Genomic DNA, 26,991 nt, shown 5'->3' on the forward strand with positions numbered 1-26,991 from the left:
CGATGCAGCTATCGGTCTGGACCTATGAAGGGCCTCCTCATGTAGGGGCAATGCGGGTCGCGACCGGCATGAAAGACGTGCACTATCTGCTGCACGCGCCGCAGGGCGATACCTATGCCGACCTGCTGTTCACGATGATCGAACGGCGCGGCAAGCGTCCGCCGGTCACCTACACCACCTTCCAGGCGCGCGATCTGGGCAAGGACACCGCCGAACTGTTCCAGACCGCCGCACGCGATGCTGTGGCGCGGTTCAATCCGGCTGCTTTGCTCGTTGGATCGTCGTGCACCGCCGAACTGATCCAGGACGACCCCGCCGGCATGGCGCAGGCGATGCGGCTGGATATTCCCGTCATTCCACTCGAGCTGCCCAGCTATTCCCGCAAGGAGAATTGGGGCGCTTCAGAGACTTTCTACCAGATAGTCAGGACTCTCGCGGTCGGGGATTCCTCCCGCCCCGCACCGTGCCAGGCAGGTTCTCCGCGTCCCAAAGCGAACCTGCTTGGGCCGAGCGCACTGGGTTTTCGCCATCGCGACGATATCGTCGAGATCGCGAAGATACTGGCTGCGCTCGGCATAGAGATTAACGTCACCGCGCCGATGGGGGCAAGCGCGGCCGACATCGCCCGGATCGGCGAGGCCGATTTCAACATCGTGATGTATCCCGAAATCGCCGATACCGCGGCGCGGTGGCTGGAGAAGAGCTTCAAGCAGCCCTTCACCAAGACCATCCCCATCGGCCACGGCGCAACGCTCGACTTCATCCGTGAAGTCGCGGCATTGGCCGGTGTCGATGCCGCTCCGGCGCTGGACCTCGCCGAAGCGCGGATGCCGTGGTGGAGCCGTTCGGTCGATTCGACCTATCTCACCGGCAAGCGCGTCTTCATCTTCGGCGATGCGACCCACGCCATCGCCGCGGCCCGCGTGGCACGCGACGAGCTGGGCTTCGTGGTCTGCGGCCTGGGTTGCTACAACCGCGAATTCGCCCGCGATATCCGCGCTGCCGCCGCCGAACATGGCGTCGAGCCGCTGATCACCGACGATCATCTCGAGGTCGAGGACGCGATCGCCGCCGCGCATCCCGAGCTGGTGCTGGGCACGCAGATGGAGCGCCACATCGCCAAGCGGCTGTCGGTCCCCTGCGCGGTGATCTCGGCGCCGGTGCACGTGCAGGATTTCCCGGCGCGGCACAGCCCGCAGATGGGCTTCGAAGGCGCCAACGTGCTGTTCGACAGCTGGGTGCATCCTTTGGTCATGGGTCTGGAAGAGCATCTGCTCACCATGTTCCGCGACGATCCGGAGTTTCACGACGGCGCCGGCGCGAGTCATCTGGCGCATGGCACGACATCCAATCCTCCCCGGACCGGGGAGGGGGACCATGCGCAGCATGGTGGAGGGGAAGCCGGATTGCACTTCCCTGACGACATTGCGCCCGAACGCTTCCCCTCCGTCAGCGCTGACGCGCTGCCACCTCCCCGTACCGGGGAGGATCTGGGTTCTGCCCACGGCGATGTGCTCGAACTGACCCGCTGGACCGCCGAAGCGGAGACAGAACTCAAGAAAATCCCCTTCTTTGTGCGTGGCAAGGCGCGGCGCAACACTGAGGCTTATGCCGCTGAGCGTGGGCTGGCCTCCATCACTATAGACACGCTGTACGAGGCAAAGGCGCATTATGCCCGGTAGAGCCAACCCGTCTGCGGCCAAGAGCCGCTCCGCTGCGATCCGCGTGGTGTTCATCACGCTCGACAACCATCTGTCGGGTGCCGTCGATCGGGCCGAAGCGGTGCTGGTCAACGATCTTCCCGGCCTGTCGATCGGCTTCCACGCCGCTGCCGACTGGGACCGCGACCCCGGTGCGATCGATGCCGCGCGCGCCGATATCGCGCGCGCCGACATCGTCATCGCCACCATGCTGTTCCTCGAGGACCATGTGCGGGCCATCCTGCCCGCGCTCGAGGCCCGGCGCGAGCATTGCGACGCGATGCTGGGGCTGATGTCGGCAGGCGATATCGTCAAGCTCACCCGCATGGGTGGCTATCGCATGGATGCGCCCGCACGCGGGCCGCTGGCGCTGCTCAAGAAGCTGCGTGGCTCTTCCAAGCCGGGCGCGAGCTCGGGCGCGGGGCAGATGAAGATGCTGCGCCGCCTGCCCAAGATCTTGAAGTTCATCCCCGGCACCGCGCAGGACGTGCGGCACTATTTCCTGACCCTGCAATACTGGCTGGCCGGCAGCGACGACAATGTCGTCTCGATGATCCGCAGCCTGATCGACCGCTATGCCGCGGGCGACCGCGCCGCGCTCAAGGGCACCACGCCCGCGCAGGCACCGCGCGAATATCCCGAGCTTGGCCTGTATCACCCCGCCTTGCCGCAGCGCATGACCGAAGATGCAGCCGCGTTGCCGCGCGTCGCGCAGGCCACCGGAACGGTGGGCCTGGTGCTGTTGCGCTCGTATCTGCTGGGCAAGGACGCCGCGCATTATGACGGCGTGATCGCCGCGCTCGAAGCCCGCGGGCTCAATGTCGTCCCGGTGTTCGCCAGCGGGCTCGATGCGCGCCCGGCCATGGACCGCTTCCTGGTCCGCGACGGCCATCCGGTGGTCGATGCGGTGATCAACCTCACCGGCTTCTCGCTGGTCGGTGGCCCGGCCTATAACGATGCTGCTGCGGCCGAAGAGGTGCTAGCGGGCATAGATCTGCCGTATATCGCCGCGCATCCGATCGAGTTCCAGACTCTCGAGCAATGGGGCAGCCGCCACCAGGGCCTGCTACCGCTCGAAGCGACGATGATGGTGGCGATTCCCGAGCTTGACGGCGCGATCATGCCGCATGTCTTCGGTGGCCGTTCCGATGGCGCCGGCGTGCCGTGCGAAGGCTGCGAACGCCATTGCCTGTTCACCGCGCCCGATGCGATGCGCGCGATGCAGAGCTGCCCCGAGCGCGCCGAGATGCTCGCCGCCAAGGTCGAGCGCATGGTCACGCTGCGCCGGTCCGAGCGCGCCAAGCGCAAGCTCGCGATCATCCTGTTCAACTTCCCGCCCAATGCCGGCGCCACCGGCAGCGCGGCGCATCTTGCGGTGTTCGAATCGCTCCACGCCACGCTCCACCGGCTGGCGGCGGAAGGTTATGACTGCTCACCGCCCGCCACCGTCGATGGGCTGCGCGATGCGATCCTCAAGGGCAATTCGGAGCGCTTCGGTTCGGACGCCAATGTCGCGGTGCGGATCTCGACCGACGACCATGTCACCAACGAGCCGCACCTGCGCGCGATCGAAAAGCAATGGGGCCCCGCGCCCGGCAAGCTGAACAGCGATGGCTGGTCGATCCATGTGCTCGGCAAGCAGTTCGGCAATGTGTTCGTCGGCGTCCAGCCCAGCTTCGGCTATGAGGGCGATCCGATGCGGCTGCTGTTCGATGGCGATTTCGCCCCGACGCACGCCTTCGCCGCCTTCTATCGCTGGATCCGGGAAGACTTCCGCGCCGATGCCATGCTGCACTTTGGCACCCACGGCGCGCTCGAGTTCATGCCGGGCAAGCAGGCCGGGCTTTCGGGCGATTGCTGGCCCGACCGGCTGCTGGGCACCGTCCCCAATTTCTATCTCTATGCGGCCAACAACCCGTCCGAAGGCATCATCGCCAAGCGCCGCTCGGGTGCGACCCTGGTGTCGTATCTCACCCCGCCGCTCGCCGAAGCAGGCCTGTACAAGGGCTTTGCCGATCTGAAAGCCCTGGTGGAACGCTGGCGTTCGCTGGCCGGCGAAGGCGTCGAACGCGCCGCGCTCGAGATCATGATCCACGATGCCGCAATCGCGCTCGATATCGACGGTTCGGATATCGCCGCGCTCGCGGGCAACCTGTACGAGCTCGAACGCGCGCTGATCCCGTTCGGCCTGCATGTGCTGGGCAGCCAGCTCGAAGGCGAAGAGCGCGAGGCGTTCCTGAACGCGCTGGCCGCCGCCGACAATGGCGCGACCCGCGCCGAACTCGAGGCGAAGCTTTCGGCCAATGACGAACTCGGCGCTTTGGTCCATGCGCTCGATGGCGGTTATGTCCGTCCGGCACCCGGCGGCGACATCCTGCACAACCCCGAAGTGCTGCCCACCGGCCGCAACACCCATGGCTTCGACCCCTTCCGCATCCCTAGCGCCTTTGCCTGCGCCACCGGCACCATTCAGGCCGAAGCTTTGCTGGCGCGGCATGTCGAGGCGGGCGACCCGCTGCCCGAAAGCATCGCGATGGTGCTGTGGGGCACCGACAATCTGAAGAGCGAGGGCACGCAGGTTGCCCAGGTGCTGTGCCTGATGGGCGCGCGCCCGCGCTTCGACACCTATGGCCGCCTCGCCGGTGCCGAGCTGATCCCGCTCGCCGAACTCGGACGCCCGCGCATCGACGTGATCGCGACGCTGTCGGGTGTGTTCCGCGATCTGCTGCCGCTGCAGACCCGGATGATCGCCGAAGCCGCCTGGCTGGCATCGACCGCCGACGAGCCCGAAGAGCTGAACTTCGTGCGCAAGCACACGCTGGCGCATGCCGGCCGCATCGGCTGCGATCTGGAGACCGCTTCCCTGCGCGTCTTCTCCAACGCCGAAGGCGCTTATGGCGCGCAGGTCAACATGATGATCGACGGCGGCGCCTGGACCGATCCCGACGAACTCGCCGAAGCGTTCGAAACCCACAAGGGCTATGCCTATGGCCGCTCGGGCGCGCCGGTGAAGCACCGCGAACTGCTCGAAAGCGCGCTTTCCTCGGTCGATTTCACCTATCAGAACCTCGACTCGGTCGAACTGGGCGTCACCGATATCGACCAGTATGTCGATGCTTTGGGCGGGGTCAGCCGCTCGGTCGCCCGCGCCCGCGGCGGCAAGGCCGCGCCGGTCTACATCGTCGATGCCACCGAAGGCGCCGCCAAGGTGCGCACCTTGTCCGAACAGATCGACCGCGAGACCCGCACCCGCATGCTCAACCCCAAATGGTACGAAGGCATGCTCAAGCACGGCTTCGAGGGCGTCCGCCAGATCGAGGGCCATGTCACCACGACGATGGGCTGGTCGGCCACCACCGGCCAGGTCGCACCCTGGGTCTATCAGCAGATCAGCGAAACCTATGTGCTCGACGATGCGATGCGCGCGCGTCTTGCCAGCCTCAATCCCAAGGCCTCGGCCCGTGTTGCCGAACGCCTTCTGGAAGCATGCGACCGCCGGCTGTGGGAACCGGATGCCGCAACCCTGGCAGCGCTGCGCGCCGCCGCGGACGATATCGAAGACAGGCTCGAAGGCCTGATCGCAGCAGAATGACGGGAGAGATTTGATATGAGCCTTTTAGACCACGGCAGCGCGCCCCCCGGATATGGCGAAGGCAGCACCCAGGTCGCGCTCGACCCGCGCGACGAGATCACCGGTGCCAAGGTGTTTGCCGTTTACGGCAAGGGCGGCATCGGCAAGTCGACCACCTCCTCGAACCTGTCCGCCGCTTTGTCGCTGCTCGGCAAGCGCGTGCTGCAGATCGGTTGCGATCCCAAGCATGACAGCACCTTTACGCTGACCAAGAAGCTGATGCCGACGGTGATCGACGTGCTCGAAAGCGTCGACTTCCATTCCGAAGAGCTGCGCCCCGAAGATTACATGTTCGAAGGCTTCAACGGCGTGATGTGCGTCGAAGCCGGCGGACCGCCTGCGGGCACCGGCTGCGGCGGCTATGTCGTCGGCCAGACGGTGAAGCTGCTCAAGCAGCACCATCTGCTCGAAGATACCGATGTGGTGATCTTCGACGTGCTGGGCGATGTGGTGTGCGGCGGTTTTGCCGCGCCGCTGCAGCATGCCGAGCGCGCGGTGGTCGTCGCCGCCAACGATTTCGACAGCATTTTCGCGATGAACCGCATCGTTGCTGCCATCAAGGCCAAGTCGAAGAACTATGACGTGCGCATGGCGGGCGTCATCGCAAACCGCTCGGCCGCGACCGACGAGATCGACCGCTTCAACGACGCCACGGGCCTGAAGACGCTGGCGCATTTCCCCGATCTGGATGCGATCCGTCGCAGCCGCCTCAAGAAGTGCACGATCTTCGAAATGGATTCGACCCCCGAGATCGAGGCGGTGAAGACCGAATATCTGCGGCTCGCCGCCACGCTGTGGGCCGGGACCGACCCACTAGACGCGATGCCGATGAAGGATCGCGACATCTTCGACTTCCTGGGCTTCGAATGATGGCCAGCCACGCGCCTCGCTCCACCTACGATGTCTATCGTGGCCGTCTGGAGACCTATTTCGACCGCACCGCGCGGCAGAACTGGGTCGACCTGACCTCCGACGCCAAGGTCAGCGGCATCCGCGCCACCGTGCGCGCCGGCCGCGACCGGATGCGCGCGATGCTGCTCGACTGGTTGCCCGATGATCTTGCCGGCATGCGCATCCTGGATGCAGGATGCGGCACCGGTTCACTGGCGGTCGCCGCCGCGCAGCTGGGCGCGCATGTCACCGCGATCGACATTTCGGGCGGGCTGGTCGATGTCGCGCGCGAACGCGCGCCATCGGGGCTCGATATCGACTGGCGGGTGGGCGACATGCTCGATCCCGCGCTGGGCGAGTTCGACCATGTCGTCGCGATGGACTCGCTGATCCACTATCAGACCGGCGATATCGTCGATGTGCTGGCTTCGCTGGCCGAGCGCGCACCGAACATCGCCTTCACTTTCGCTCCGCGGACACCCTTGCTCGCGGCGATGCATGCCACCGGGAAGCTCTTTCCCAAATCCGATCGCGCACCCGCGATCGTTCCGGTGGCCGAAGCGAGGCTGACCAGACTGCTTGCCCAGCGTCTGCCCGGCCATGGCATCGCCGCGAGCGAACGCATCGTCAGCGGTTTCTACACCAGCCACGCGATGATGGTGACGCGCGCATGAACCTTGCCGGCGTCTCGACCCGGTTCTTCGCCGGCCTGGGAAGCAGTTTCCTGCCGTTCGCCGATGCGGCGAGCGCAGAGCTGCCGATCGGCCGTCTGCTGCGGCTGTCGCTGTTCCAGGTGACCGTCGGCGTGGCGACCGTGCTGCTCAACGGCACGCTCAACCGGGTGATGATCGTCGAGCTGGGCACGCCGGCCTGGCTGGTCGGGCTGATGATCGCGATTCCTTTGCTGGTCGCGCCTTTCCGCGCGCTGATCGGCCACAAGTCGGACAACCACAAGTCGATGCTCGGCTGGCGCCGGGTGCCGTATATCTGGTTCGGGTCGCTGCTGCAGTTCGGCGGGCTCGCGATCATGCCGTTCGCATTGCTGCTGCTGTCGCGCCCCGAAACCTTCACCGTCGGGTTGATCGCAGGCGCGCTCGCCTTCCTGCTGACCGGGCTCGGCATGCACACCACCCAGACCGCAGGGCTGGCGCTCGCGACGGATCTCGCGCCCGAAGACACCCGCCCGCGCGTCGTCGCTTTGATGTTCGTGATGCTGCTGGTCGGCATGATGATGGCGGCGTTCGTGATGGGATCGCTGCTCGCCGACTTCTCGGCGACCCGGCTGGTCGCGATCGTTCAGGGCGCAGCGATGTTCACGATGGCGCTCAACATCATCGCTTTGTGGAAGCAGGAGGCACGCCGTCCCTCGACCACGCGGCCCGAGCGTCCGACCCCCAAATTCTCGGTCGTGTGGCGCGAATTCACCGCTGAAGCGCGCAACGCACGGCTGCTCGCAGCGATCGGCTGCGGCACCGCGGCGTTCAGCATGCAGGACGTGCTGCTTGAACCGTTCGGCGGCGAGATCCTGGGGATGTCGGTCGGAGCGACCACGATGCTGACCGGGCTGTGGGCGTTCGGCATGCTGCTGAGCTTTGCCTATGCCGCGCGCCGCCTGGGCGCGGGTGCCGATCCGTTGCGGCTGGCAGGCTTTGGCGCGGTTGTCGGCATGCTGGCGTTTGCGATGCTGCTGTTTGCGGTTCCGCTCGATGCCAGTTTTATGGTCTTCGCCGGAGCGCTGTTGATCGGTATCGGCTCGGGCCTGTTCTCGGTCGGCACGCTGAGCGCGATCATGGCGATCGCCGGCAGCGGCCAGCACAAGGGTTCGGGCCTGGCATTGGGCGCCTGGGGCGCGGTGCAGGCCAGCTGCGCAGGTCTTGCGATCCTGGCGGGCGGGCTGATCCGCGATGGGGTGTCGGCGCTCGCGCTGGCGGACCAGATCGGTCACACCCTGGCCTATCGCGCCACCGGCTATGGCACCGTCTACCTGATCGAGATCGTTTTGCTGCTTGTCACCATGATCGTGCTTGGCCCGCTTGTCGGGGGCCAAAGCGCCGATACCGCGGTGCCGAACTCGCGGTTCGGGCTGACCGAGTTTCCGACATGAAGGTTTTGAAGAAGAGAGGTAATCGCCATGTTTAACGGCAATATCGTGGGCAATATTGATGTTGCATCGATCGCTTTCTGGGCTTTCGTGCTCTTTTTCATCGGTCTGATCTATTATCTCAGGCGCGAGGACCGGCGAGAGGGTTTTCCGCTTGAGGACGAGCTGACCGGACGTTCGCTGAACATGGGCGGCCCGCTGCTGCATGCCAGCCCCAAGTCGTTCAAGCTGCCCTTCGGCCGCGGCACGGTCACCACGCCGACGATCGGCAAGGAGCCGTTCAACATCGCCGCGCGCAAGGCAGGTCCGGGCGCTGGCGATCCCTATATCCCCACCGGCAACCCGCTGACCGACTGCATCGGCCCGTCGGCTTATGCCCAGCGCAGCCCGCTGCCCGACATCGACGCCTTCGGCCGCAACCGCATCGTTCCGATGACGCTTGAGCCCAGTTTTTCGATCGCACGCGGCGATCCCGATCCGCGCGGCATGACCGTGATTGGCGCCGATGGCGCGGTCGCAGGCACCGTATCGGAAATCTGGGTCGATCGTGCCGAGCATCAGGTGCGATACCTCGAGGTTGTCACTGCCGAAGGCGTGCATGCGCTCGCCCCGATGGCGATGGCGAAGGTCCGCAAGACCGCCCGGCAGATCGTCGTCGACGCGATCAACGCTGCGGACTTCTCCGGCTGCCCGCAGGTTGAAACCGCAGGCCAGATCAGCCGCTTCGAGGAGGACAAGATCTCCGGCTACTTCGGCGGCGGCTATCTCTATGCCAACCGTGCCCGTCAGGAGCCGCTGATATGATCCTCACAGAATATGATGACGAGCCCATCCGGGGCTTGCCGGGAGACCTGCCACAAGGCGAAACGCTGCTCTGGCAGGGATCGCCCGAGTGGCGCTTGCTGGCCCGCAGCGCGTTCTTTACCCGCTTCGTGGGGCTGTACTTCGCGGTGCTGGTCGCTTTGGCCGTTGCCAACGGCAGCACCAGCGGGGTGATCGCCACGATCATCGCAGGCGCAGTCGGCATCGGCCTGCTGATGCTCTATGCCTGGGCGGTCGCGCGCACCACGGTGTACACGCTGACCAGCCGCCGTGTCGTGCTGCGCATCGGCGTGGCGCTCAACATGTGCATCAACCTGCCTCTCGCCAAGATTGGCGGCGCCAATCTGCGTCCGCTCGGGCCGGTCGAGGGCGATCTGGCGCTGCAGCTCATCGGCCCGCATCGGCTGGGCTATCTGGTGCTGTGGCCGCACGCCCGTCCCTGGAAACTGGGCAACCCGCAGCCGATGCTGCGCGCGCTGCCCGACGCTGCCGTGGTCGGTGAGCGGCTGGCCCGCGCCGTTGCCGCGATCGCTCCGGTCGATCGCGCCCAGGAGCAGGTCGCACCGCAGAGCGAACCGATGCCCGCAGGCCTTCAGGGAGCCGTCGCATGACCACCGCCCAGCCTATCAACAATCCCGGTCACAGCCATGGCGGCCATGGCCACAGCCATGAGAACACCGTGCCCAGAGGCGCGCTGGTGATGGCTTGCGGCGTGGTGCTGGTCACCCTGGCGCTGACCGGGGCGACCCAGATCGGATGGATCGCACCGTCGCCCTCGGCGAGCGATGTCCGCGCCTCGCAGGCGGCCAGCGCGATCGCCTCCAAGGTGCTGCGCTTTGCCGACGGCCCGGGTGGTACCGTGGTGGTCACCGATGCGACCAACAACGCCACCGTGCATGTCTATGGCGAGGAAGGCAGCGGCTTTATCCGCGGCGTCCTGCGCGGCATGGGACGCGACCGGCACAGGCGTTCGATCCCGATGGATGCGCCCTATGAGCTCAACCACTGGAGCGACGGATCGCTGTCGCTCACCGACACGGCAACCAACCGCATCGTCGAGTTGGGCGCCTTCGGGCACACCAATCGCGACACCTTCGCGGCTTTGCTCAAGTGAAGGGCCTCAACTGATGGGACTGCTCCGCGAGCCAGCCTTTGACACCCCCTGCCGGATCGCAGTGGAGCAGAGCGAGGCGCATTTCCACGCGCATGTCGAGCTGGATGGCGATGTCGCGATCCAGCCGGGCGACAAGGTGCGGGTGCATGGCGCGCCAATTATAGTTGGTTTTGGCGAGTCAATTTTGATCCAGCGCATGGCAACGGTGCAACCGGCGGGTCCATTGCTGCGCGCATGGACCAAGCTGACCGCGATGGGCGAGCTCAAGGAGCTCTACGAAGTGAGTTTCACCACCAGCCGGTGGTGAGCGCTGTTCAGAAGATAACGGGAGTGGTGTGATGAACATGCAGGCGAAGATCAAACCGGCACCGGCCAACGCCGCAGCGCTGGCAGATGTCCCTGATACCATGGAGCTGGCGACGCAGGAGACCGTGCTGTCCCCGCGTTTCTACACCACCGATTTCGATGCGCTCGACGCCATCGATGTCAGCCTGGTGCGCGCCGAGTGGGACCAGCTGATGGCCGATATGGAGGGCGACCCCAACAAGGCGCATTTCCGCCGCAGCGAATCGTTCGATGGTGTCATCGAATCGCTCGAGCCTGCGCTGCGCCGCGAATTCATCGATTTCCTGGTCAGCTCGCTGACCTCCGAATTCTCGGGCTGCATCCTCTATGCCGAGATCGCCCGCCGCACCAAGAACCCTGATGTCAAGAAGCTGTTCAAGCTGCTGGCGCGCGATGAAAGCCGCCATGCCGGTTTCATCAACGAGGTGCTCAAGGATGCCGGGATCGGCATCGACCTGAGCTTCCTCACCAAGACCAAGAAATACACCTTCTTCAAGCCCAAGTTCATTTTCTACGCGGTCTATCTGTCGGAGAAGATCGGCTATGCGCGCTATATTGCGATCTTCCGGCATCTGGCGAAGCACCCGGAATACCGCTTCCACCCGATCTTCAACTGGTTCGAGCAATGGTGCAACGACGAGTTCCGCCATGGCGAGGCGTTCGCGATGCTGCTCCACGCCGATCCCAAATTGCTCAAGGGCATGAACCGCTACTGGATCAAGTTCTTCATCCTGTCGGTCTATGCCACGATGTACGTGCGCGATCACACCCGTCCGGTGTTCCACGCCGCCTTGGGCATGGACCCGACCGATTATGATTACGAAGTGTTCCGCATCTGCACCGCGATCAGCCGCCAGGTGTTCCCGGTGGAGATCGACACCGACAGCCCGGCGCTGCGCGCGCAGATGGAAAAGCTGCGCCTCGCCTCGGATCGCATTGCTGCGGGCAAGGCCAAAGGCGGCCTTGGCGGTCTGGTCCAGCGTGCAGGCGGCATGATCGGTGCCGGCACGGCATTCGCGCGGATGTATTTCCTGCCCGGCAAGCCCAACCGCCTGCCGGCCACCATCCGCCTGCAGCCGGCCTGGTAAGCGCATGAGCCTGTACGGCCATATCCTGCCCGCTGTGGTGGTCCTGCTTGCCTGGTTCGGCAGCACCGGCGTTGTCGCCTGGCTGGCCAATCGCGGCAAGGACACCTTTGCGCGCAGCATCTCCTGGGCGGGCTTTGCCGCCGGGATATGCCTGTGCGTGATCGTCTATGCCGGCCACGGCCATGGCGCTGCAGGTCCCGAACGGACCGATGCCTATATCAGCTTCGCGGCGGCGCTGGTGATCTGGGGCTGGCTGGAGCTGACGTTCCTGACCGGGATCGTCGCAGGACCCCGCCGCATCGTCAGCGATCCGCTGGCGCGCGGCTGGCGGCGGTTCTCCGAGGCCGCGGCCACGCTGATCTATCACGAGCTGGCGATCGCCGCGGTGATGATCATCCTGGTGTCGCTGACCTGGGACAGCGCCAACCCGACCGGGACGGTGATCTTCACCCTGTTGTTCGCGCTGCGGCTGTCTGCCAAGCTCAACCTGTTCGTCGGTGTGCCCAACATGAGCGACGAGATCATGCCGGGGCATCTGGAGTATCTGAAGACCTATTTCGGCCCGCGCCGCCTGCATGGCGCGCTGGCTTTCAGTCTGGTGGCGTTGCTGGCGCTGTCTGTGTATCTGGGGATGCGCGCGCTCGCCGCCCCGGCGGACAGCTTTGCGGCGGTCAGTGCCACCTTGGTGTTCACGCTCGCGGCGCTGGGTTCGCTCGAGCATCTGTTTCTCGCGTTGCCGTTCAGGGACGGCGCGTTGTGGCGCTGGGCAATTCCAGCTACCGACAAGGATAAGAAGAAGGAGAGTGGTTATGGATTATGAGGGCTTTTTCCAGAGCGAGATCGATACGATCCGCGACGAGGGGCGCTATCGCATATTCGCCGAACTGGAACGCCATCGTGGCCGCTTTCCGCATGCCACGCGCTATACCGAAGAAGGCACCGACGAGGTCACCGTATGGTGCTCGAACGACTATCTGGGAATGGGCCAGCACCCCAATGTGCTCAAAGCCATGCACGACACGCTCGACCAGTGCGGCGCGGGCGCCGGCGGCACCCGCAACATTTCGGGCACCAACCACCACCATGTCGTGCTGGAGGCCGAGCTTGCCGATCTGCACGGCAAGGAAGCCGCCCTGCTGTTCACCTCGGGCTATGTCTCGAACTGGGCGGCGCTGGGCACGCTGGCGGCCAAGCTGCCCAACTGCGTCGTGCTTTCGGACGCGGGCAACCACGCCTCGATGATCGAGGGCATCCGTCACAGCCGCGCGGAGTGCTTGAAGTTCAAGCACAACGATCCTGAAGATCTCGACCGGCTACTCGCGGGCATCGCGCCGGGCCGTCCCAAATTGGTCGCGTTCGAAAGCGTCTATTCGATGGACGGCGACATCGCCCCGATCGCCGAGATCCTCGACGTCTGCGAAAAGCACGGCGCGATGAGCTATATCGACGAAGTCCACGCGGTCGGCCTGTATGGCCCGCGTGGCGGCGGCATCGCCGAGCGCGAAGGCCTGATGGACCGGATCACCGTGATCGAGGGCACCCTGGGCAAGGCGATCGGCGTCATGGGCGGTTATATCGCGGCCTCCTCGGCGCTGTGCGATTTCGTCCGCAGCTTTGCCAGCGGCTTCATCTTCACCACCGCGCTGCCGCCCGCATTGGCTGCCGGCGCCACCGCCAGCCTCCGTCACCTGAAGAGCAGCCAGATGGAGCGCGCGCGCCATCAGGATCGCGTTGCCAAGGTTCGCAAGCGGCTTGACCTGATGGGCATCACCCATCTCGACAACCCCAGCCACATCATCCCGGTGATGGTCGGCGATCCGCACAAATGCAAAAGAATCAGCGACTGGCTGATGGACAATCACGGCATCTATGTGCAGCCGATCAACTATCCCACCGTGCCCAAGGACACCGAGCGGCTGCGCATCACGCCTTCGCCGGTGCACAGCGATGGCGACATCGACAAGCTGATCCACGCGCTGAGCGACATCTGGTCGCAATGCGAGCTGGCACGCCGCGCGGTGGCCGCCTGATCCGTTCGTCCAGCCGTATCGTCATTCCTGCGAAGGCGGGAATCCCGCTTCGGCGCCGACGCCGGCGCAGAGCGGGACCCCCGCCTTCGCGGGGGTGACGAAAGATGGGGGCAATGCCCGATTTCGATTCGTCGGATCGTGCAGCCAAAGAAAAAGGCCGCCCCGTAAGGGACGGCCTTTTGTTTGTCGGCAGATGCCTGCGATCGCTGGCGATCAGGGCTGCTGCAGATAGGCGATCAGATCGGCGCGCTTCTGCGCATCGGGAAGGCCTGCGAACACCATCTTGGTGCCGGGAACCACGCGGGCGGGCTTTTCCAGATACTGGAACAGCTTTTCCGGGGTCCAGGTAATGCCGCTGTTCTTGTTGGCGGGCGAGTAGTTGAACCCTTCGACGGTTCCGGCAGCACGGCCGACGATGCCGGCGAGCGAGGGGCCGACGCGGTTCTGGCCGGCTTCCTTGACGTGGCAGGTCTTGCACTGGATGAAGACCTTCTCGCCTTCAGCAGCAACGCCGGTCATGTCGGCAAACTTCGTGCCGTCGAGCGTGTCGGTATTGTCCGCAGCCGGTGCTTCGGCAGCAGCAGGCGTCGGAGTGGCGGCGGGGGCGTCAGCAGCCGGTGCGGCGGCGTTTTCCTCAGCGGCGGGGGTTTCGCTGCCGCCCGAGCAGGCGGCCAGCAGCGCGAGACCGGCAAAGGCTCCGGAATAGCGCAGTGCATTCAATCTTGACATGAACTCTCCTTTTGCTCGGCGACCTTCGCCCTTAAGCACCCGCCAATATAGACGGACTGCACCGGTTGAAAAGTGGGCAAGCCATAATATGAACGCGCGATGAAAGATTTTGTTCAAGCAGGGACCACTGGGCAGCGCATTAATGGCCGGTTTGCCCCCTTCGCCAATCGTCCCGCAAGATCGATACCGTTGGAATCCCGCCCGGTCGCAGAGCGGTTCACACCCAGAATCCCCGTCTGAACCATTTGGTGACGATGTACTTGGTTCCCGCTGTCACCGGGTTGCCGCTGTGCAGCAGGTTGAGGTTGGGCCTGCCGTCGAGACCCATATTGTTCCAGATCAGCAGCATGCCCGTGCGCGGCATCATCTTGAAGCTGAGCTGCGGGAACTCGGTTTCGCCTCCGCTTTTGGGTTCGTTGAGGAATATCATCGCGGTCCAGCTGCGCTGGCCGCCCGCCTTGCGTTCCTTCTGCCAGTAAGACTGATTGGTGTGGAAGAAGTCGTGATGCGGCTTGAACTGCTGGCCCTTGGCATAGCGCTGCCCCTGCAGCGTCTCGCCGCGGCGCGCATCGATGCCGGTCAGCCCGCAGATGCGATCATCGATGCGCAGAACATCGGGGTGCCAGCGATCGAGATTGCAGCTGTAGCTAGTGCGAAAATCGTTCCCGTCCTGCTGGCCGGAGCGATAAAGTTCGGACGGGATGGCATCGGCATCGATCATCTGCATCATGTCGCGGCACTCGGCGCGGGTCATGAAGTCCTGATAGCAATAGACCTGCATCGGCACGCGCACATCGTCGAAGGTGATCCGTTGCACGCGCTCGTGCGCATCCAACCGCTCACCCACCTCCCGCCCGATCCGCGCGAGTTGCCTGCGATGAAAATAGTCGGCGATCATAGCTGACCGTTGTGCGCAGCGGCGGCGTCAAGTCAACCCGCCTGACGCCGTGCAACGATACAGCCCGCCGGATTGCTCCGACGGGCTGTCGTGTCGCAGCCGTAACGGTCGTCCGTTTTACCAGAAGAAGTCGGGGATCACGTCCACCACCTGGCCGGAGAAGGTATCGACCAGCAGGACGTCGCCGAAGTAGCGCACCCAGCGCAACTGGCCATAAGCGGGCGGCAGGCGATAGGCCCAGGGGTCGTTGATCCAGAAGTTGCTGGCAAAGAACGGGGCGCCCAGCGTGAAGCCTATCCCCAGCCGGCGATAGCCCCAGCCGCGCACCGGCGGGTAATAGCGCCCGGCGCGGAAGAAATTGCGGTTCTGGTTGCGAAAGCCACGCCAGTCATAGCGGTTGTCGTTGCGCCAGCCGCGGTTCCAGTTGCCGCCGCGCCCGCCACGGTTGTCCCAGTTTCGGTTGTCCCAGCCCCGGTTGCTATAGCCGCGGCGATTGTCCCAGCCGCGGCGATCATCGCGAAAGTTGCGGTTGTCGAAGCGGCGGTCCTGGCGGAAATCGCGGCGATCATTGCGCCGGTCGACCTGGAAGTCCCTGCGATCATTGCGCCGGTCGACGCGGAAGTCGCGGCGGTCGTTCCGGCGTTCGGCGCGAAACTCGGGCCGGGTGATGTTGCCCTGGCGCAGATCGCGGCGGTCACCGCGGCGATCCTGGCGGAAATCCCGCTGGTCGGAGCGGCGCTCCTGGCGGAAGTCGCGCCGGTCGACACGGCGTTCCTGGCGGAATTGCTGACGGTTCTGGGGGCGTGCGGTGCCGATGTTGTTGCGGTTCTGGCCGCGGAATTCGCGTCCGCCGCCGCCGCGGTTGCCGCGCATGTCGCGTCCGCCGCCGCGATTGCCGCGCATTTCGCCGCCACCGCGCCGACCGTCGCGCTGTTGTGCGACCGGCTGCAGCCCGGCCTGCTGTGCTATGCTCTGATTCTGCGACGCTGGCTCGATCGCCGCGGCTTCGGCCTGGGAGACCGGCAGGAGGAGGCTGGCGAACGCAAGGCCCGCGATCAGCAGCGGCATGCGATGGAGTGTGCCCATCAGGCGCTGGCCGATGGCGAGCGCATCTGTGCCGGGGGGGTGGGTGGTTGGATAATATGACATGACCATAGTCGACCTTTTTCGAAAATGGCCTGAGCAATCGTGTCGGCAACCACGCGGCACAGGACGGTTGTGATTGCAGCCATGTCTATCAGGCCCATGCTGACCCCCAGCTTAACCGGATCATCAGGGTCTTGTTCAGAGTCGTAACACCGTGTCTGCCAGCAAAGGTGAATAAGATTGCACCAAGTAGCTGCGCGGTTTAGCCTCTGTCTTGCATGAGTTCGCACGCAGTTCGCATCCTGGCGCTGCTCACCGGCACGCCCCGTCCGTTTCGTGAAGATGGCACGAAGAGCGCCATCGCGCGCCAGCCCGTAACCGGGCCGGTAATGCTGGGCGAACTGGGTTTCGAGGGCGACCAGGTGGCCGATCCGGTCCATCACGGCGGGCCGGACATGGCGGTGCACCATTATCCGTTCGACCATTACGGCTTTTGGCAGCAGCGGCTCGACGCGCACAAATTGTTGCAGAAGCCCGGTGCCTTTGGCGAGAACATCTCGACCCGCGGGCTGGTCGAAAGCGACCTGCGCATCGGCGACCGGTTCCGGCTGGGCGAAGCGCTGGTCGAGCTGACCAAAGGCCGCCAGCCCTGCTGGAAGCTCGATCACCGCTTTGGCGTCTCGGGCAAGCAATCGGTGATGGCGGAAATCGTCCGCACCGCGCGCTGCGGCGCCTATTACCGGGTGCTGGAGCCCGGACGGGTGCAGGCAGGCGATGTGATGCGGCTGGTCGAGCCGGGGCCGACCCCCTGGACGGTCGACCGGGTGTTCAAGCTGCTGGTGGGCGGGCAATACAAGGCGGAGCCCGAAGCGGTGCGCGCGCTGGCGCAGCTGCCGCAGCTGGCGGCTGACTGGCGCAAACGCGCCCAGGGTCTGATCGATTAAAGGGAGATACGGGTTTGCGACATTGGATTTCGGGCGCGCTGGCGCTGGCGCTGGGCGCTGCTCCCGCGCTGGCGCAGACGGCCTCTGCCCCATCGACCGATGCTGCCGCAGTGCATGAGCGCATCCTGACGCTCGACACGCATCTCGACAGCCCGGCCAATCTCGACCGCACCGGCTGGGCGATTACCGACCGGCACGATGTAGACCACGACACCACCCAGGTCGATCTGCCGCGCATGATCGAGGGCGGGCTCGATGGCGGCTTCTGGGTGATCTACACCGGGCAGGGGCCGACCGATGCCCAGGGCTATGCCCGCGCGCTCGCGCATGCGCTCAAAAGACTGCACCAGATCCACGATTTCGTCGCCGCCACGCCCGACAGCTTCGCGCTGGCGACCAGTGCTGCCGACGCTGCGCGCATCGCCGCCAGCGGCAAGCGCATCGTCTATATCTCGATGGAAAACGGCTATCCGCTGGGCATGGACCTCGCCAACCTGGAAGCCTTTTACCAGCTTGGTCTGCGCATGGCCGGGCCGGTGCACAATGGCAGCAACCAGCTCGCCGATTCGACCAATGGCGAGGCGGTGCACGGCGGCCTCAGTGACCTCGGCAAGGCCTGGGTGAAGGAGGCCAACCGGCTGGGCATCATCATCGATGCCAGCCATGCCGCGGATACGTCGTTCGACCAGATGCTGGCGCTATCCAAGGCGCCGATCATCCTGTCGCATTCGGGCCCCAAGGCGCTCCACGATCATCCGCGCAATCTCGACGACGCGCGGCTCAAGGCGCTGGCCGCCAAGGGCGGGGTGATCCAGATCAACAGCCTGTTCCTCGCACCCGATCTGCCGCGTCCAACGGTGGATGCCATGCGCGAACGGATGCGCAACGCCGACAGCCTGCCGCCGACAGAACGCGCCGCTCTGATGAAGGAGTGGGCCAGGGTCAACGCGGCAGAGCCTCGCTCCGCCGCAGACTTCGATCGCTATATGGAGGCGGTGTTCCACTGCATCGACCTGCTGGGGGTCGACCATGTCGGCATCGGCGCGGACTGGGATGGCGGCGGCGGCGTGCCGGGGCTCAACCAGATCAGCGACATCCCCAAGATCACCCGGGCGCTGCTTGCGCGCGGCCTCACCGAGCAGGACGTGGAGAAAATCTGGAGCGGCAACGTGCTGCGGGTGATGGCCGAGGTGGAGAAGGCCGCAGGCGGCTGATTCAGCGCCCCGCCATCTCCTTGACCCGCGCCAGATAGGTGCGGCCGACGCGCAGCTCGCTGCCGTCCGCCAGGCACGCAAACCACACACCGCCGCCATTGTGGCGCAGCGATGTGATATAGTCGTTCCGCACTATGTGCGAGCGGTGCAGCCGCACGAAGCGCGACGGGTCGAGCCGCTCTTCCAGCGTCTTGATCGTCTCGTGCATCAGATAGCTGCGGGTGCCGACGTGCAGCCGCATGTAATCGCGCTCGGCATCGATGCGCTCGATCAGCTCGGCATCGATCCGCTTGAGCTCGGAGCGGTGCGGCACCCAGAATTCGCGCACCCACGACTGGCTGGCGGGCGTGGCGTCAGGCGCGGGGTTGGCGAGCACGAAGTTGCGCCGGTCCATCACGCGGGCGACCGCGCGCTCGAGCCGGTCGGTGGCGACGGGCTTGAGCAGATAGTCGATGGCCGCCAGATCGAACGCCTCGACCGCGAATGCCTGGTAGGCGGTGACGAAGATGATCGCAGGCGTCTGGTCCATCTTGCCCAGCGCGCGGGCGACGCCCATGCCGTCGAGGCGGGGCATGTTGATGTCGAGGAACACCAGTTCGGGACGCAGCTGCTCGGCCAGCCGCAGCGCCGATTCGCCGTCGCTTGCGGTGCCGACGAGGCTGATTCCGGTCAGCCGCGCGCACAGCAGTTGCAGCCGCTCGACCGCCAGCGGCTCGTCGTCGACGATCATGGTGCGCAAGGGCGCACCTTCGGGCATCGTGCGCAGGGGCGCACCTTCTGGCATCGTGCGCAAGGGCGCACCTTCAGGGCTGTCGGGCTCAGAACTCATGGCGCACCGCCGGCAATGTCAGTTCCACCACGAAGCCTCCTTCAAACGGGACGTGCCATTCGATTCGCGCCGCGCTGCCATAGCGCGCGTCCAGCCGGTCGCGGACATTGGCCAGGCCGATGCCGCTTCCCTTGTCCTGATCGGTGGGGATGACATCGCCATCGTCGCTGACGGTGATGCGCAGCACGCCATCCTCCTCGCGCGCGCCGACGCGGATCGTCACCGGACGGGTGGCGCGCGCAACGCCGTACTTGATCGCGTTTTCCACCAGCGGCTGCAGGATCAGGCCCGGCACGCAGCAGTTCATCAGCGCATCGGGAACCTCGATCTCGATCTTCAGCCGGTCGGGGAATCGCACCGCCTCGATCGCGAGGTAAAGCTGCTGCAGCTGGACCTCGTCGGCCAGCGGCACATCGTCGAGCGGGTCTCCGGTCAGGCTGGTGCGGTAGAAGGTCGACAGGTTCATGATCATCGATTCGGCCTCGTCCGGGCGGTTGCGCAGCACCAGCGTCGAAAGCGAATTCAGGGTGTTGAACAGAAAGTGCGGGTTCACCTGATAGCGCAGGGATCGCAGTTCGGCCTGCTGTGCGGCCTGGGCGAAGCGCGCGGCGCGGCGCTCGGCGGCGCGCACCTCGCTGGCATAGCTCAGCGCCAGATACAGCATCGCCCAGGACATCAGGAAGTAATAGCTCGAGATCGCGAACTCGAGCACGATCGCCAGCGGGTCGATCTCGGCAATCTTCTCGCGCAGCTCGTTGTCCTCGAACACGCTGATCGGATCATAGACGTTGAACGCGAAATAGTTGAACGACGAGATCGCCAGCGCCGCAGGGATCGCGCCGATGCACGCCGCGATGATGCGCGGGGTCAGCGGCTTGTCCTCGAACCAGCGCAGGCCCAGATACAGCGCCACGTTGGTCACGATGCCGAACACCGTGACCCCCACCCGGCGGATGACCAGCTCCTCCTGCGCGGGGAAATCCAGCACCGCCGCGCGCAGCGTGACGATGATCATGTAGAACAGCCAGAACCCCAGGATCGAAAGCAGGGCAACCTGCTGGTCTACCCTTGGCCGGGTATGGCGCGTCGCAAGCGTTTTCATCGCGCCCATTCTTAACCGCAGATGACGCGTATGTCTTTAACGCCGCTGCCTGCTGGTCGAACAGGGGGGAAGGTTGGTCGAAAGCGGTGCGTCGGCAAGCGGTGGATCACTCGGCCAGCGCGACCCCCGGGCTGCGCGGATCGGCATAGCCTGTCCAGCGCGTGCCATCGAACTGCGCGGCGTTGAGCTTGGACCCCAGGTCACTGGCCACCACGGGCTGGCCCAGAGCGGCCAGCGCCTCGCTCATGCTGCCAAGGTCCGAGTCCTTTTCGACCATCAACGACCCGTTGCCGAAATAGATGTTGGGCAGCGCCAGTGCCTCGCCTGCGGGCAGGCCGAAGTCGATCACGCCGATCAGCGCCTTGGTGACGTGCATGATAATGCGCTTGCCACCGGCAGAGCCCACCGCCAGCACCGGCCGGTCGGCGGCGTCATAGACGATGTGCGGCGACATCGACGAGAGCGGCCGTTTGCCGGGCTGCACCCGGTTGGCGACCGGCGCGCCGTTCTTCTCGGGCGCAAAGGTGAAGTCGGTCATCTCGTTGTTGAGGAAATAGCCGTTGGCGATGAGCTGGCTGCCGAACGGGCCTTCGACCGTCGAGGTCATGCTGACGACATTGCCCGCGCCATCGACCGCGACGAAATGGGTGGTGCCCTCGACCTCGCTCGAGATTGCTGCAGTGCGTGGCTGCGCGCCCGGCGGGGTGCCCGCCTCATAGCGATTGAGCGCCTTGGCCGGATCGATCATTGCGGCGCGGCTGGCGACATAGCTGGGATCGAGCAGGCCGTTGACCGGAACCGAAACGAAATCGCTATCGCCCAGATACTGTTCGCGGTCGGCATATGCGAGCTGCATCGCCTCGCCGATCAGGTGCCAGGTCTTCGGGTCGTCACGGCCCAGCGCGCCGATATCGTGGGCCTGGAGCATGCCGAGGATCTGCTGGACCGTGGTTGCGCCCGACGAGGGCGGGCCCATGCCGCAGACCTTGTAGCCGCGATAGCGCGAGCACACCGCAGGGCGTTCCTTGGCGGTGTAGGCGGCAAGATCGGCCATCGTCATCGCGGCCGGGTTGACGCTCGCCTTGCTGACCGCGTCGACCAGAGCCTGGCCGTGCTTGCCGGTGTAGAACGCGTCGGGGCCGTTCTTCGCCACCGCGCGCAGCAGTTCGGCGAGCGCGGGGTTGGTCACTTTCTCGCCGGCCGCCTTGGGACCGGTGGCGTTCCAGTAGATCGCGCGGGCATCGGGGAAGCGCGCCCAGATCGGCGCTAAGCGCTTCAAGGTGCTGGCGAGAACGTTGCTGACCTCGAAGCCCTCGTCCGCAAGCCGGATTGCAGGGGCAAACACATCCGCCCAAGGCAATTTGCCCCATTTGGCGTGAGTCATCGCCATCAGCCGGATGTTGCCGGGAACGCCCACCGCGCGTCCGCCCTGAAAGGCGTCGATGAACGGCAGCGGCTTGCCGTCCTTGCCCAGCAGCCATTGGTCGGTGGCTGCAGATGGCGCCATTTCGCGCCCGTCGATGGTGCTGAGCGTACCGGTCGTCGCATCATGGTGCAGCAGCAGCCCGCCGCCGCCGATCCCCGAGCTTTGCGGTTCGACCACGGTTAGCGCCAGCATCATCGCCATCGCGGCATCGGCGGCAGACCCGCCCTTGCGCAGGATTTCCTGCCCGGCCGCGGTCGCGCGCGGGTCAGCGGCGGAAACGACGCCCTTGCCGATTTCAGCGGTGGCGGATGTGTCGCGTGGCGCCGGCGCCTGCGCGTGGCAGGCGATCGACAGCGAGGAGAGGGCGAAGGCGGCTGCGACGAGCAGCGGACGGGGAAAAGCGATCATTGCAGCGTTATAGCGCCGGGGCAGGGTGCGGCAAGGCTGGTGGTAAGGGAGGGGCCCATCCCCCCTGCCCACGCCCCATTGCCGCCGGCGTATCCGTACGAAAGCTTAGAAGATGGGCCCCTGCCTGCGCAGGGGACCGGATGGGCTTTGACCCTTAATCGACCCCAACCGCGTCGGCCAGTGTCGCGAATCCGTCGCGCTTGAGCAGGGCCTTCACCCCCCGGTTGATCTGTCCCGCCAGCCCCGGACCCTGATACACCAGCGCGGAATAGATCTGCACCAGCGACGCGCCTGCGCGGATGCGGGTATAGGCGTCCTCGGCCGAGGCAATTCCGCCCACGCCGATCAGCGGGATCGCGCCGCCGCTCGCCACCCGGAAATCCTTGAGCCGCTGCTGTGCCAGGTCGCGCAAGGGCGCGCCCGACAGCCCGCCTGCCTCGCCGGCATGGCGCGAGCGCAGCGCGGGGCGGGTGATCGTGGTGTTCGATACGATCAGCGCATCGAGCTTCCGGTCCATCGCGATCCGGGTGATGTCGTCGATGTCCGCCGGTTCCAGATCGGGCGCAAGCTTGAGGAATATGGGGCACGGATGTCCGCCGCGCGCCTCGGTCACCGCATCCAGCAGCGCCCCCAGCGCGTCCGCATCCTGCAACGCGCGCAGACCCGGCGTGTTGGGCGAGGAGATGTTGACGGTTAGATAGCGCGCCAGCGGCGCCATGATCCGGGTCATCGTCGCATAGTCGGCGACTCGATCCACCGAGTCCTTGTTGGCGCCGATGTTGACGCCGATGATCCCGGCCTTGTCTCTGGCGGCCACCAGCCGCTCGACCACGGCGCCGGCGCCGTCGTTGTTGAACCCCATGCGGTTGATCACCGCCTTGTCCTCGACCAGCCGGAACAGCCGCGGGCGCGGGTTGCCCGCCTGCGGCAGCGGGGTGACGGTGCCGATCTCGACAAAGCCGAAACCGAAGCCGAACAGCGCGTGCGGCGCTTCGGCATTCTTGTCGAACCCGGGAGCCAGGCCCACCGGCGCGGGAAAATCGATCCCCGCCACGCGCATCGCAAGCACCGGATCGGGCGCAGGCGGGGCAGAGGCGGGCATCAGGCGCAGCGCCGCCAGCGTCATCCGGTGCGCGGTCTCTCCATCGAGCAGGAACAGGGCGGGCCGGGCGAGCGAAAACAGCATGCTGTCCTATGGCTTTGCGATGGGTCGATGGTCAAGCGCTCCGCGGAGCGGTTTACCCGGTGGAACCAACCGTATACGCTTTGGGCCAAGTCCTCCCAGAACAACGGAAAGTCGCCCTATGTCCTTGCGTACCCTCGCCCAAGCCCTGTTCCTCGCCGCCAGCCCGCTGGTGCTCGCCAGCCCGCTGGCTGCCCAGACGCAAGCCGCCCCCGCTGCTGCACCCCAGAATGCCGAGCTTGCCGCGTTCTTCGAGCAGGTGGATGCCGAGAATCTCGCCAAATCCCCTCAGGGCAAGGCTTATCGCGGCATTCGCGACGAGGACTATGGCAAATGGAACGATCCGTCGGACACCACGGCCGTGGTCGATTTCCAGCGGGGACAGCAGGCGCTGGCGACGATGAAAGAGCGCTTCGATCCGGCCACGCTCAGCGAGGAAGACCGGTTGAGCTACCGCTTGTTCGAATATCAGGCCGAGCGGTCGGCCAGGGCGCACCCGTTCCGCCGCAACGATTACGTCTTCGATCAGATGAACGGCGCGCAAAGCCAGATGCCTGCCTTTCTGATCAACATCCACCGGGTCGCGAACAGGAGCGATGCCGAGGCGTATGTCGCGCGGCTGCAGGGGATGGGGCCCAGGCTCGACAGCCTGATCGCCGATTCGCGCGCGCGCGCCGAAGCGGGGGTCATGCCGCCCAAATGGGTCTTTCCGTTCGTGATCGACGATGCGCGCAACGTCATCAAGGGCGCGCCATTCGATGATGGCGCGCCCTCGACGCTGCTCGCCGATCTCACCAAGAAGGTCGAGGCGCTCGATATCGCGGCAGACGAAAAGGCGGCGCTGATTGGAGCCGGCAGCCAGGCGCTGCGGACCAGCGTGCAGCCATCCTATCAGCGGCTGATCACCGAAATGGAACGGCAGCAGGCCATCGCCCCTGCCGAAGACGGCGTGTGGCGGTTCGAGAACGGCGCGGAGTATTATGCCGAGCGGCTCGCGAACTACACCACCACCGACCTCAGCGCCGACGAAGTGCACAAGATCGGACTGGACAATGTCGCGCGCATCCATGGCGAAATGCGCGAGATCATGAAGACCGTCGGCTTCAAAGGCACGCTGCAGGAATTCTTCGTGTTCGTGCGCACCGACGAGCGCTTCTATTTCAAAACCCGCGAAGACTATCTCGCCGCGGTCGACACCAAGCTGGCAGCGATGCAGGCAAAGCTGCCGGCGTATTTCAACACCTTGCCCAAGGCACCGCTGACGGTGAAGGCGGTCGAGGCGTTCCGCGAGAAATCTGCCGGAAAGGCATTCTACCAGAGCCCCGCGCCCGACGGGTCGCGCCCCGGCACCTATTATGTGAACCTGTACAACCTCAACGACATGGCGTCGACCGAGCTCGAGGCGCTGGCCTATCATGAAGGCCTGCCCGGCCATCACCTCCAGCGCGCGGTGCAGACCGAACTGGGCGATCTGCCCCCGTTCCGCCGCTTTGGCGGGGTCACCGCCTATACCGAGGGTTGGGGCCTGTACTCGGAAGAGCTGGGCAAGGACATGGGCTTTTATGAAGATCCCTATTCGGACTTCGGCCGGCTGGGGATGGAATTGTGGCGCGCCTGCCGTCTGGTGGTCGATACCGGCATCCACCACAAGCGCTGGAGCCGCGAGCAGGCGATCCAGTATCTCACCGACAACACCCCCAATCCCGATGGCGACATCTCCAAGGCAATCGAGCGCTATGTCGTCTATCCGGGCCAGGCCAACGCCTATATGATCGGCAAGCTCAAGATCATGGAATTGCGCGATCGCGCGCAAAAGGCGCTGGGGGACAAGTTCGAATACGGCCGTTTCCACGATGCGATTCTCAAAAGCGGACCGGTGCCGCTGACGGTGCTCGAAGAGCGCATCGATGCCTGGGTGAGCCAAGGCGGCTGAATTCCGCCACTGTTAACCAAATTTCGCCTAGCCGACAGATTTTGCATGATTTTTCATAGTGTCGAATCTGTCCAATCCACGTTCGAAATCATGGCTTATAGCCCCCCTGCGACCCGAAGGGCTCAAGGCAGAGATGCCAAGAGTTCTTTTCCTAACAGGCGATCCTGCCCTTGTGGCGGGATCGCCTTTTTTTTGTGCGCCAATCGGTCTATAGGATTTAACGGGTCGACTAAAACATAACACCGGCACAGGACGAGCGGGCAATCCGCTGCCTGTTGTACCGGGAGTGGGGCCGCGCATGCCGAATCTTCAATACGCCCTTCCGGGCGAACCGCTTCGCGAATTCGTGTCCGTCTATTATCTGTTCGACAGTCCGGACCCGTATGTCATGGATGGCGAACGCGCAGCGATCGCGCAGTTGCGGCTGGCAACTCGCGGGCGTGTAACCATGCATTTCCCCGATGGCTCGAAGACGCAATGCAGCGGCGCGGTGCTGATGGGGCCGACCACTGCGGCGGTGAAGTTCGAGATCGAGGGGCCGTTCCACATGTTCGGTCTGGGGATCACGGCGGCGGGCTGGGGTGCGCTCACCCAGCAGAGCGCGGCGGATTATCTCGACCGGATCGAGCCTGCGGTGAAGGTGTTCCCCAATATCGAACAACGGCTCGAGGAGGTCCGCGCGCTCGATTCGCTGCCCGCGATGTGCGCTGCCGCCGACGCCATATTGGGTCCGATCATGGAGCAGGCCAATCCCGAGATGGTGGCCTTCACCCGGATGGTCGATCAGTGGCTGGCGTCGAGCGTGTCGCCGATGGTCACCGAACTGCATGCCATGAGCAAGCTGTCCGAGCGGCAGCTCACCCGGCGGGTGAAGCAGCTTTACGGGATGCCGCCCAAATATCTGTCGCGCAAATATCGCGCGCTGCGGGCGGCGCGCGCGCTGATCGATGCCCAGCCCGACGAGGCGGATTTCCTGCGCGACGCATTCTACGACCAGTCGCACATGATTCGCGAGCTCAAGCTGTTTGCCGGGACCACGCCCAACCGGCTGCGCACCGGTGAGGGCGCGCTGGCCAGGCTGATCGACCAGCGCGGCAAGCTCAAGGGCCGGATCAACCCGCTGGTGGCCGACACGTGAGACGTAAGGCAGCTAGCCGAAACCCGGCCTCCCTGATGCCGATAGTCGGCCTGGTCCGTCATCCCGGGCTTGACCCGGAACCCAGGGTTTGAATTCCATTCGGCGCACAGACACGCCCTGGGCCCCGGATCAGGTCCGGGGTGATGAGGAAAGACAGGCCGGGACGGGATTTGCCTTTGGCGATGCCCGCCTGGTCCTTCCTTGAGCCCGCGAAGTCGAAGGGCCGCCACCCAGGCAGGCCGTATAGCGGGGCCTTCGACAAGCTCAGGCTGAGCGGAGGGGTGGCGGCTTTGGAGCATGTCTGGCAAAAGTTGCCATTCAGCAAGCGACCCCTGTGTGGACGGCTCTCCGTTGGCAAGGGTGTTTCTGCACTGCGCTG

The 26,991-nt window shown here is 65.2% G+C and carries 23 protein-coding genes; 16 read left to right on the forward strand and 7 right to left on the reverse strand.

Features of this window, described 5'->3' with window-relative positions; all coding sequences use genetic code 11:
- Window positions 1–2: 2 nt before the first annotated feature.
- From bchB to hemA, 12 genes are read left to right on the forward strand one after another with little or no spacing between them, the layout of a single operon-like run.
- Window positions 3–1,682 (forward strand): ferredoxin:protochlorophyllide reductase (ATP-dependent) subunit B, encoded by a 1,680-nt coding sequence (gene bchB, locus QUV11_RS14850; RefSeq protein ID WP_300883676.1) that lies wholly within the window; start codon window positions 3–5, stop codon window positions 1,680–1,682.
- A complete protein-coding gene (locus QUV11_RS14855) occupies window positions 1,672–5,292 on the forward strand; it encodes a magnesium chelatase subunit H (protein ID WP_300883677.1) in 3,621 nt (1,206 codons plus the stop codon). The genes bchB and QUV11_RS14855 overlap by 11 nt, the downstream gene beginning before the upstream one ends.
- A 15-nt stretch (window positions 5,293–5,307) precedes the next feature.
- Window positions 5,308–6,201, forward strand: coding sequence for a ferredoxin:protochlorophyllide reductase (ATP-dependent) iron-sulfur ATP-binding protein (gene bchL, locus QUV11_RS14860; RefSeq protein ID WP_300883678.1), 894 nt, complete (start codon window positions 5,308–5,310; stop codon window positions 6,199–6,201).
- On the forward strand, window positions 6,201–6,896 hold the full coding sequence (gene bchM, locus QUV11_RS14865; protein ID WP_300883679.1) for a magnesium protoporphyrin IX methyltransferase: 696 nt from the start codon (window positions 6,201–6,203) through the stop codon (window positions 6,894–6,896). The genes bchL and bchM overlap by 1 nt, the downstream gene beginning before the upstream one ends.
- Window positions 6,893–8,326: a BCD family MFS transporter gene (locus tag QUV11_RS14870; protein WP_300883680.1), complete on the forward strand. Its 1,434-nt coding sequence runs from the start codon at window positions 6,893–6,895 to the stop codon at window positions 8,324–8,326. Before bchM ends, QUV11_RS14870 begins: the two co-directional genes overlap by 4 nt.
- A gap of 27 nt (window positions 8,327–8,353) precedes the next feature.
- Window positions 8,354–9,127: a photosynthetic reaction center subunit H gene (gene puhA, locus QUV11_RS14875; RefSeq protein ID WP_300883681.1), complete on the forward strand. Its 774-nt coding sequence runs from the start codon at window positions 8,354–8,356 to the stop codon at window positions 9,125–9,127.
- Entirely contained in the window at window positions 9,124–9,756 is a 633-nt protein-coding gene (gene puhB / locus QUV11_RS14880; protein ID WP_300883682.1) for a photosynthetic complex putative assembly protein PuhB, read from the forward strand. The genes puhA and puhB overlap by 4 nt, the downstream gene beginning before the upstream one ends.
- Window positions 9,753–10,259 carry a photosynthetic complex assembly protein PuhC gene (gene puhC, locus QUV11_RS14885; RefSeq protein ID WP_300883683.1) on the forward strand — a complete coding sequence of 169 codons (507 nt, stop codon included), beginning with the start codon at window positions 9,753–9,755 and terminating at the stop codon, window positions 10,257–10,259. Before puhB ends, puhC begins: the two co-directional genes overlap by 4 nt.
- Window positions 10,260–10,272: 13 nt before the next feature.
- Entirely contained in the window at window positions 10,273–10,566 is a 294-nt protein-coding gene (locus QUV11_RS14890; protein ID WP_300883684.1) for a hypothetical protein, read from the forward strand.
- A gap of 37 nt (window positions 10,567–10,603) precedes the next feature.
- Window positions 10,604–11,692, forward strand: a complete 1,089-nt coding sequence (acsF, locus tag QUV11_RS14895) for a magnesium-protoporphyrin IX monomethyl ester (oxidative) cyclase (protein ID WP_300883695.1) — start codon at window positions 10,604–10,606, stop codon at window positions 11,690–11,692.
- A 4-nt stretch (window positions 11,693–11,696) separates the two neighbouring features.
- Complete coding sequence (puhE, locus tag QUV11_RS14900; protein WP_289618849.1) at window positions 11,697–12,512, forward strand: putative photosynthetic complex assembly protein PuhE; 816 nt, start codon at window positions 11,697–11,699, stop codon at window positions 12,510–12,512.
- Window positions 12,502–13,722: a 5-aminolevulinate synthase gene (gene hemA, locus QUV11_RS14905; protein ID WP_300883685.1), complete on the forward strand. Its 1,221-nt coding sequence runs from the start codon at window positions 12,502–12,504 to the stop codon at window positions 13,720–13,722. Before puhE ends, hemA begins: the two co-directional genes overlap by 11 nt.
- A 213-nt stretch (window positions 13,723–13,935) precedes the next feature.
- Here hemA and QUV11_RS14910 read toward each other — a convergent pair whose 3' ends face one another.
- From QUV11_RS14910 to QUV11_RS14920, 3 genes are all read right to left on the reverse strand, one after another.
- Window positions 13,936–14,442 (reverse strand): cytochrome c family protein, encoded by a 507-nt coding sequence (locus tag QUV11_RS14910; protein WP_300883696.1) that lies wholly within the window; start codon window positions 14,440–14,442, stop codon window positions 13,936–13,938.
- A 226-nt stretch (window positions 14,443–14,668) separates the two neighbouring features.
- Window positions 14,669–15,349 (reverse strand): 2OG-Fe(II) oxygenase, encoded by a 681-nt coding sequence (locus QUV11_RS14915; RefSeq protein ID WP_300883686.1) that lies wholly within the window; start codon window positions 15,347–15,349, stop codon window positions 14,669–14,671.
- A 117-nt stretch (window positions 15,350–15,466) separates the two neighbouring features.
- Complete coding sequence (locus tag QUV11_RS14920; protein WP_300883687.1) at window positions 15,467–16,498, reverse strand: RcnB family protein; 1,032 nt, start codon at window positions 16,496–16,498, stop codon at window positions 15,467–15,469.
- Between the two features lie 215 nt (window positions 16,499–16,713).
- On the opposite strand from QUV11_RS14920, the gene QUV11_RS14925 reads away from it, so the two are divergent.
- The gene (locus QUV11_RS14925; RefSeq protein ID WP_300883688.1) at window positions 16,714–17,379 is read left to right on the forward strand and encodes an MOSC domain-containing protein; all 666 of its coding nucleotides are present in this window, start codon (window positions 16,714–16,716) and stop codon (window positions 17,377–17,379) included.
- A gap of 14 nt (window positions 17,380–17,393) precedes the next feature.
- Window positions 17,394–18,593, forward strand: coding sequence for a dipeptidase (locus QUV11_RS14930; RefSeq protein WP_300883689.1), 1,200 nt, complete (start codon window positions 17,394–17,396; stop codon window positions 18,591–18,593).
- Between the two features lies 1 nt (window position 18,594).
- Here QUV11_RS14930 and QUV11_RS14935 read toward each other — a convergent pair whose 3' ends face one another.
- The 4 genes from QUV11_RS14935 to QUV11_RS14950 all read right to left on the reverse strand — a co-directional run bounded on the left by QUV11_RS14935 (window position 18,595) and on the right by QUV11_RS14950 (window position 23,544).
- Complete coding sequence (locus tag QUV11_RS14935; protein ID WP_300883697.1) at window positions 18,595–19,323, reverse strand: response regulator; 729 nt, start codon at window positions 19,321–19,323, stop codon at window positions 18,595–18,597.
- 88 nt (window positions 19,324–19,411) lie between these two features.
- Window positions 19,412–20,524: a sensor histidine kinase gene (locus QUV11_RS14940; RefSeq protein WP_300883690.1), complete on the reverse strand. Its 1,113-nt coding sequence runs from the start codon at window positions 20,522–20,524 to the stop codon at window positions 19,412–19,414.
- Between the two features lie 106 nt (window positions 20,525–20,630).
- The gene (ggt, locus tag QUV11_RS14945; protein ID WP_300883691.1) at window positions 20,631–22,358 is read right to left on the reverse strand and encodes a gamma-glutamyltransferase; all 1,728 of its coding nucleotides are present in this window, start codon (window positions 22,356–22,358) and stop codon (window positions 20,631–20,633) included.
- Between the two features lie 154 nt (window positions 22,359–22,512).
- Window positions 22,513–23,544 carry a quinone-dependent dihydroorotate dehydrogenase gene (locus QUV11_RS14950; RefSeq protein WP_300883692.1) on the reverse strand — a complete coding sequence of 344 codons (1,032 nt, stop codon included), beginning with the start codon at window positions 23,542–23,544 and terminating at the stop codon, window positions 22,513–22,515.
- A gap of 118 nt (window positions 23,545–23,662) precedes the next feature.
- Here QUV11_RS14950 and QUV11_RS14955 point away from each other — a divergent pair, with 118 nt between their 5' ends.
- Both QUV11_RS14955 and QUV11_RS14960 read left to right on the forward strand, forming a co-directional pair.
- Window positions 23,663–25,474, forward strand: coding sequence for a DUF885 family protein (locus tag QUV11_RS14955; protein ID WP_300883693.1), 1,812 nt, complete (start codon window positions 23,663–23,665; stop codon window positions 25,472–25,474).
- Window positions 25,475–25,772: 298 nt separating this feature from the next.
- Window positions 25,773–26,612: a helix-turn-helix domain-containing protein gene (locus QUV11_RS14960; RefSeq protein ID WP_300883694.1), complete on the forward strand. Its 840-nt coding sequence runs from the start codon at window positions 25,773–25,775 to the stop codon at window positions 26,610–26,612.
- The last annotated feature ends 379 nt before the right edge of the window (window positions 26,613–26,991 follow it).

The organism is Blastomonas sp., assembly GCF_030373265.1.
GTDB lineage: Bacteria > Pseudomonadota > Alphaproteobacteria > Sphingomonadales > Sphingomonadaceae > Blastomonas.